Annotated in this window: 5 protein-coding genes; 3 read left to right on the forward strand and 2 right to left on the reverse strand. The window is 59.7% G+C overall.

The features are described from left to right. Window positions 1-35 precede the first annotated feature (35 nt). Genes dcm through AWB80_RS31865 form a run of 3 tightly spaced genes read left to right on the forward strand, consistent with a single transcriptional unit; the run spans window position 36 to window position 3,000 of the window. The gene (dcm, locus tag AWB80_RS31855; protein WP_061178656.1) at window positions 36-1,307 is read left to right on the forward strand and encodes a DNA (cytosine-5-)-methyltransferase; all 1,272 of its coding nucleotides are present in this window, start codon (window positions 36-38) and stop codon (window positions 1,305-1,307) included. Next, window positions 1,307-1,753 (forward strand): very short patch repair endonuclease, encoded by a 447-nt coding sequence (locus tag AWB80_RS31860; RefSeq protein ID WP_087131751.1) that lies wholly within the window; start codon window positions 1,307-1,309, stop codon window positions 1,751-1,753. Before dcm ends, AWB80_RS31860 begins: the two co-directional genes overlap by 1 nt. Continuing rightward, complete coding sequence (locus AWB80_RS31865) at window positions 1,750-3,000, forward strand: type II restriction endonuclease (RefSeq protein WP_061178659.1); 1,251 nt, start codon at window positions 1,750-1,752, stop codon at window positions 2,998-3,000. The genes AWB80_RS31860 and AWB80_RS31865 overlap by 4 nt, the downstream gene beginning before the upstream one ends. A 44-nt stretch (window positions 3,001-3,044) precedes the next feature. Here the strand turns inward: AWB80_RS31865 and rlmB are convergent, their stop codons facing one another. Further along, complete coding sequence (gene rlmB / locus AWB80_RS31870) at window positions 3,045-3,788, reverse strand: 23S rRNA (guanosine(2251)-2'-O)-methyltransferase RlmB (protein ID WP_061178660.1); 744 nt, start codon at window positions 3,786-3,788, stop codon at window positions 3,045-3,047. Between the two features lie 102 nt (window positions 3,789-3,890). Further along, window positions 3,891-6,359: a ribonuclease R gene (rnr, locus tag AWB80_RS31875; RefSeq protein WP_061178661.1), complete on the reverse strand. Its 2,469-nt coding sequence runs from the start codon at window positions 6,357-6,359 to the stop codon at window positions 3,891-3,893. Window positions 6,360-6,683: the final 324 nt, after the last annotated feature.

Below are 6,683 nucleotides of genomic sequence, written 5' to 3' on the forward strand. Positions count from 1 at the left end.
AATGTCCGCCAAAATACCCAGCGAGAACAAATAACATGACTGCCGTGGCACCCCTGAATCTGCTTGCAGAGGCTTTGAAGTTCTATACGCAAGGTGAAATAGCAGAGCGTGTCGGAAAAAACGTGAGGACTATTCGCCGGTGGGAGTCCGAGAAGGCTGGCTGCCCTGTCATCGCTGAAGCAGCCCTTCGCGAATTGCTTGCTGAAAGGATGCATCGATTGCCGGCGCCTGCACGTCCCGAGTTCACGTTCATTGACCTTTTTGCGGGCATCGGAGGAATTCGTCGAGGTTTCGAGGCTCACGGTGGCGAATGCGCATTCACCAGCGAATGGAACGATTTCTCGAAAAAGACATATATTGAGAACTTTGGTGTGGCCGGCCACCATTTTGTTGGTGACATTGTCCCGTTTCCTGCCGACGCCATCCCATCGCACGACGTGCTGCTGGCAGGATTTCCGTGTCAGCCCTTTAGCATCGCCGGCGTCAGCAAGAAGAATTCGCTTGGCCGACCACATGGATTCGAATGCACGACGCAAGGAACCTTGTTCTACGACGTCGCGCGCATCATCGATGCGAAACGGCCGGCCGCGTTCCTCCTCGAGAACGTCAAAAACCTCCTGTCGCATGACAAGGGAAATACCTTCAAAACAATTCTCTCCGTGTTGCGCGACGAGCTGAAATACGACGTGCATTACAGAGTCATCGATGGGCAACATTTCACTCCTCAGCATCGCGAGCGTATAGTCATTGTCGGATTCCGGGAAGCTACGGACTTCACGTTCAATGACCTGCTCTTGCCCTCAGCCAAGCCACGTCTTGGCTCAATCCTGCACAAGACTGACGGCACGGAACCGTTTCTTGAGCACGACCAAGACCGTTTCTTCGATCATGGCAGCGCCAAGGTGCAAAGCAAATACACCCTGACGCCAAAACTGTGGGAATACCTGCAGGCGTACGCAGATAAGCACCGGGCCGCCGGCAATGGATTCGGATTTGGGCTTGTTACACCAGAGAGCGTAACGCGCACCCTGTCCGCGCGATATTTCAAGGATGGCTCAGAGATCCTTGTCGCTCAGGATAGCGGTAGACGTCCGCGACGACTGACTCCGCGTGAGTGCGCCCGACTTATGGGCTTCCCAGACAGCTTCGTAATCCCGGTTAGCGACACGCAGTCCTATCGACAATTTGGCAATAGCGTAGTCGTGCCCGTCATGCAGGAAGTAGCGCGAATCATGATTCCACGAGTTAAGACTTTGCTCGGCAAATCGCGCGACGGTGCACAACAACGTTTGCCTCTGATCGTCTAGTGATCGATATTGTCGACAGCGCAACCCGAAGCCGGATGATGTCCGGCATCAGGGGGCGCAACACACGTCCTGAAGTTCTGATTCGCAGCCTCTTGCACCGTCGCGGCTTCCGCTTTCGTCTGAACGTGAAAAATCTGCCGGGGAAGCCAGACATCGTGCTCCCAAAATATCGCGCAGTGATCTTCGTGCATGGATGTTTCTGGCATGGCCACGACTGTCGACTCTTCAAATGGCCTCAGACCAGACCAGATTTCTGGCGCGCAAAGATTCATCGGAATCAGGAACGCGACGAAGAGGCTCTCACATTGCTCCTGGAAGCCGGATGGCGAGTTGCGACAATTTGGGAGTGTGCAATACGAAACCGGAAAGCTGACCCTGCTAAACTTGTGGACGAGGTTGCCGTTTGGTTAGGAACGCAGAATAAAATCTGGGAAGCAAGGGAATGAAACGCGGATACTTATCTGAATATTTTGAAGGTGTGGCCGTCAAAAGACTTAGTTGCGTAGAAGCAGACGTCTTGCATTCGAATCAGCATGAGTTCAACGGTGTCGAAGGTCTAAGAACGATACTAGGCGAACCCGATGGCAAGGTACGGTATGACGCCCGCCTACTCTACCTCACCGACCAGGACGCTGATCCCATCATGGAGGACGCGGTCTTCACATGGTATGACGCTCGGCAGCGGGCTCGAATCGAACGCAATGTTCAACGTTGGGAATATCGACTCTATTTCCCAACGACTAACGTGTCTCTCAATGCTGCTGTAGGCGATTTGCTCGTCATCGCGAAACGGCAAGATGGAGGGCTGCTGGTAATCATCGCAGAGAACGGGTCCAGCATTGCCCGTCAGATTGAGTGGCTGTTTGGACTCAATGATCTTACCCATCCAGGCTTCTCCATCAAGGCGGAACTCGAAACGGAACAAGACCGGATAGGATTCGCATCACGTTTCGTTCTCGAGAGCATCGGCATCGCTGTGGAAGCGTCCGAGGAGACTTTCCTCGAAGAGATGTTGCATAAGTTTGACGGAAAATTCCCGACAACTCGGTCTTTCTCTGAGTATGCGCGATCGACACTTCCAGAGATCCGCCCACGAGACAACCCTGACGCCGCTCTGATGGCATGGATGGAGCGAGAAGAGATTCTCTTTCGCACTATGGAGCGTTATCTGATTGCAGACCGACTCTCCGCCGGTTTCAATGTCCAAGGTCAGAGAAAAGTAGACGTTGACGGCTTCCTCACATTCTCATTGTCGGTGCAGAACCGACGGAAGAGCCGCGTTGGACTCGCCTTGGAAAACCACTTGGAGGTTCTGCTTATGGCCAACGGCGTGCGGTACAGCAGGACGGCTGCTACGGAAAACAAATCAAAACCGGACTTTCTCTTCCCCGGCGTCATTGAATATCACGACCGTGCATTCCTGGCAGCGCATCTGACTATGCTCGGAGTGAAGTCAACCTGCAAAGACCGCTGGCGTCAGGTTCTTTCGGAGGCAGATCGAATCAGCGAGAAGCACCTGCTGACCCTCGAAACGGCGATTTCGCAGCGTCAAACCGATGAGATGCGCTCCAAGGGACTTCAGTTAGTGCTTCCCCAGAAGCTTCACGGAAGCTACACCGCATCTCAGCAAACATGGTTGCTGGATATTACGCAGTTCCTGAGTGTCGTGCTTGGCAAACAAGACGCGAAGTAGTCGTGCGCCGGGCCATTTTGCGTTGGCCCGGCGAAGCGGATGCATTACTTCTTCACCGCCCTCTGCCTGACCGCCTCAAACAAACACACCCCACTCGCCACCGACACATTCAAACTCTCGACCGCTCCCGCCATCGGGATATTCATGATCTCGTCGCAAGTCTCGCGGGTCAGACGACGCATGCCCTCGCCTTCCGCGCCGACGACGATCGCCACAGGACCATCCAGCTTCGTCTCATAGAGCGAAGCCGTCGCCTCGCCCGCCGTCCCGATCACCCACACGCCGGCATCCTTCAACTCGCGCAGCGCGCGCGCCAGATTCGTCACCGTGATGTACGGCACGCTGTCCGCCGCTCCGCTCGCCACCTTCGCCGCCGTCGCGTTCAACCCCGCCGAGCGATCGCGCGGCGCGATCACTGCATGCGCGCCGGCCGCATCCGCGACGCGCAGGCACGCGCCGAGGTTATGCGGATCGGTGACGCCATCGAGCACCAGCAGCAAGGGCGTGCCCGAAATGCCATCGAGCAGTTCGGCGAGATTCTGCGCCAGCGGCAGATCGTTCGCGCGCGCGACGATGCCCTGATGCTGAATATTGCCCGCCAGCCCCCACAGCCGCGATTCATCCGCCGCGATCAGCCGTACGCCCGCTTCCTTCGCGGTCCGCAGAAAATCCTGCATGCGCCGATCCTTGCGCGTGGGGTCGTACAGCACCTCCTCGATCGACGATGCGTCCGCGCGCAAACGTGCGGTCACTGCGTGAAATCCGTATAGAACCTTGAGACGTGACATGACTGATCCGAACCTTCGGTGAAAACTTGAAAAGCACGACGCGGTCCGAAGCACGAAGCATCGGACCGCGCGTAGTGTGTGGCGGCGGCAGTGCGCGCCGCCCTATCGTTTCTTGCGCGCCGGCCGCCCCTGCGACGCCGACTTCGACGCCACCCCACGCTTCTTCGCCGCGCCGCCGCGCGGGCTTGCCGCGAGCGGTGCGCCCTTCTTGGTGCCGCCGCGCGCACGCGTGCTGGGCACGTCGTCATCGCCGAACGGGCGGATGCGCGGTCCCGCCGCGCCGCTGCCGACGCTCGCGGCATGCTCGCCCGCCACCGCCGACGGACGCGGCGACGGCGGCTTCACCGGCGTATCGCGCACGAGCCGGAAGTCGATCTTGCGGGCATCGAGATCGACGCGGCCCACCTGCACGCGCACGCGATCCGACATCCGGTAGCGGATGCCCGTGCGCTCGCCGCGCAGTTCGTTCTTGATCTCGTCGTACTGGAAGTAGTCGGAACCGAGCTCGGTCACATGCACGAGCCCTTCGATGAACAGCGAATCCAGTTGCACGAAGATACCGAACGACGTCACGCCGTTCACCATCCCGCCGTATTCCTCGCCGAGCTTGTCGCGCATGAAATAGCACTTGAGCCACGCTTCGACATCGCGCGAGGCTTCGTCGGCGCGGCGCTCGTTCGACGAACAATGCAGCCCGAGTTCTTCCCAGATCGCCACGCTGTTGCGCGCACGGCCGCGCGCGGTGTCGTCGGCTTTCTGCATCTCGCGTGCGGCCTTCGTGAGACCGGTGCTGAGCGGCACGTCGTGACCGATGTCCGGCAGATACTTCTTGCCCTGGAGGATCGCGTAGATCGCCCGGTGCGTGAGCAGATCGGGATAGCGGCGAATCGGGCTCGTGAAGTGCGCGTAAGCCTCGTACGCGAGCCCGAAGTGGCCGATGTTGTCCGGGCTGTACACCGCCTGCTGCATCGAGCGCAGCACCATCGACTGCAGCATCTGCGCGTCTGGCCGGTCGCGAATCTGCGCGATGAGCGCGGCATAATCGCTCGCGTGCGGCTTGGCGCCGCCGGTCAGCGTCAGGCCGACGCCACGCAGGAACGTGCGCAGGTTTTCGAGTTTCTCTTCCGTCGGGCCCGCATGCACGCGGTACAGGCCCGGATGCTTGTTGCGCTTCAGGAAATCCGCTGCGCAGACGTTCGCGGCCAGCATGCATTCTTCGATCAGCCGATGCGCGTCATTGCGATGGCGCGGCACGATCTGCTCGATCTTGCCCTGCGAGTTCACGACGATATACGTCTCCGTCGTGTCGAAGTCGATCGCGCCGCGCTTCTGGCGCGCCGCGTGCAGCGACTTGTACACGCCGTAGAGATTCTGCAGATGCGGCAGGATCTCGGCGCGCTTCGTCGCTTCCGGTCCCTTCGTGTTGGTGAGCACGGCGGCGACTTCGGTGTACGTGAGACGCGCCGACGAATGCATCACGCCCGGATAGAACTGATACGCCTTGATTTCGCCGCGCGCGGTGATGACCATGTCGCACACGAGCACGCAGCGGTCGACGTCCGGATTCAGCGAGCACAGACCGTTCGAGAGCTTCTCCGGCAGCATCGGGATCACGCGGCGCGGGAAGTACACCGACGTGCTGCGGTCGAGCGCGTCGACGTCCAGCGGTTCGCCCGGCTGCACGTAGTGCGACACGTCCGCGATGGCGACCAGCAGGCGATAACCCTGACCGCGCCCGACCGCGACCGGCTCGCAATACACGGCATCGTCGAAATCGCGGGCGTCTTCGCCGTCGATCGTGACGAGCGGCACGTCGCGCAGATCGACGCGATGGCGGATATCCACCGGACGCACTTCGTCAGGCAGCTTGGCGGCCGAGGCCAACGCGGCGTCGCTGAACTCATGCGGCACGCCGTACTTGCGCACCGCGATCTCGATTTCCATGCCGGGATCGTCGATATCGCCGATCACTTCGGCCACGCGCCCGAGCGGCTGCGAATGGCGGCTCGGGAAATCCGTCAGATCGACGGACACCACCTGCCCGACCTTCGCCTTCTTCGGATTCTGCGTGATCAGGATGTCGTGACCGATGCGCTTGTCTTCCGGTACCAGAATGAGCGCGCCGTTCTCGTTGACGAGTCGTCCGATCACGCGCTTGTTCGCGCGGTCCGTCACCTCGACGATATGGCCTTCGGGCCGCCCGCGCCGGTCATAACCGACGATGCGCGCGAGCACGCGATCGTTGTGCATGACCTTCTGCATTTCGCCGTTGGGCAGGAAGAGATCGTCCTGGCCGTCGTCGCGGATCAGGAAGCCGAAGCCGTCGCGATGCCCCTGGACGCGGCCCGCAACAAAATTCGACGGATGCGTGAGTTGATAGTGGCCGCGCTTGTCGAGGCGGATCTGCCCGTCGCGTTCCATCGCCGCCAGTCGCTTGAAAAATCCTTCGCGCTCCTGGCGCTTGATCGACAGCGCCTCGGCGATGTCGTTCGCGGCATGCGGTGTCTCGCTCGTGCGCAACACGCCGAGAATTTCTTCGCGGCTCGGAATCGGATACGGATATTTGCTCAAGGGCGTAGTCGTGATTTTTCTCGTTGGACGGGACTTTTGCGGTGCTTTGCAACCAGATAATGCGGCCATCGTTGCGGGCCATTCTAACACCCGTCTTTTAGACGCCACGGGGCTTGCGGGCGGATGCGGGGCCGCGCGGGTGTCTTCACGCGCGTTGCGTCGAAACGCTTGACACGCGCATTGGACTCGCTATAATGTCGTTCTTTGCTGCTGAACGCAAAACGAATTCGCAGCAAAACGCACCCTTGCCCAGGTGGCGGAATTGGTAGACGCACTAGGTTCAGGTCCTAGCGGTGGCAACACCGTGGAGGTTCGAGTCCTCTC

This window comes from Caballeronia pedi, from assembly GCF_001544915.2.
GTDB classification, from domain to species: domain Bacteria; phylum Pseudomonadota; class Gammaproteobacteria; order Burkholderiales; family Burkholderiaceae; genus Caballeronia; species Caballeronia pedi.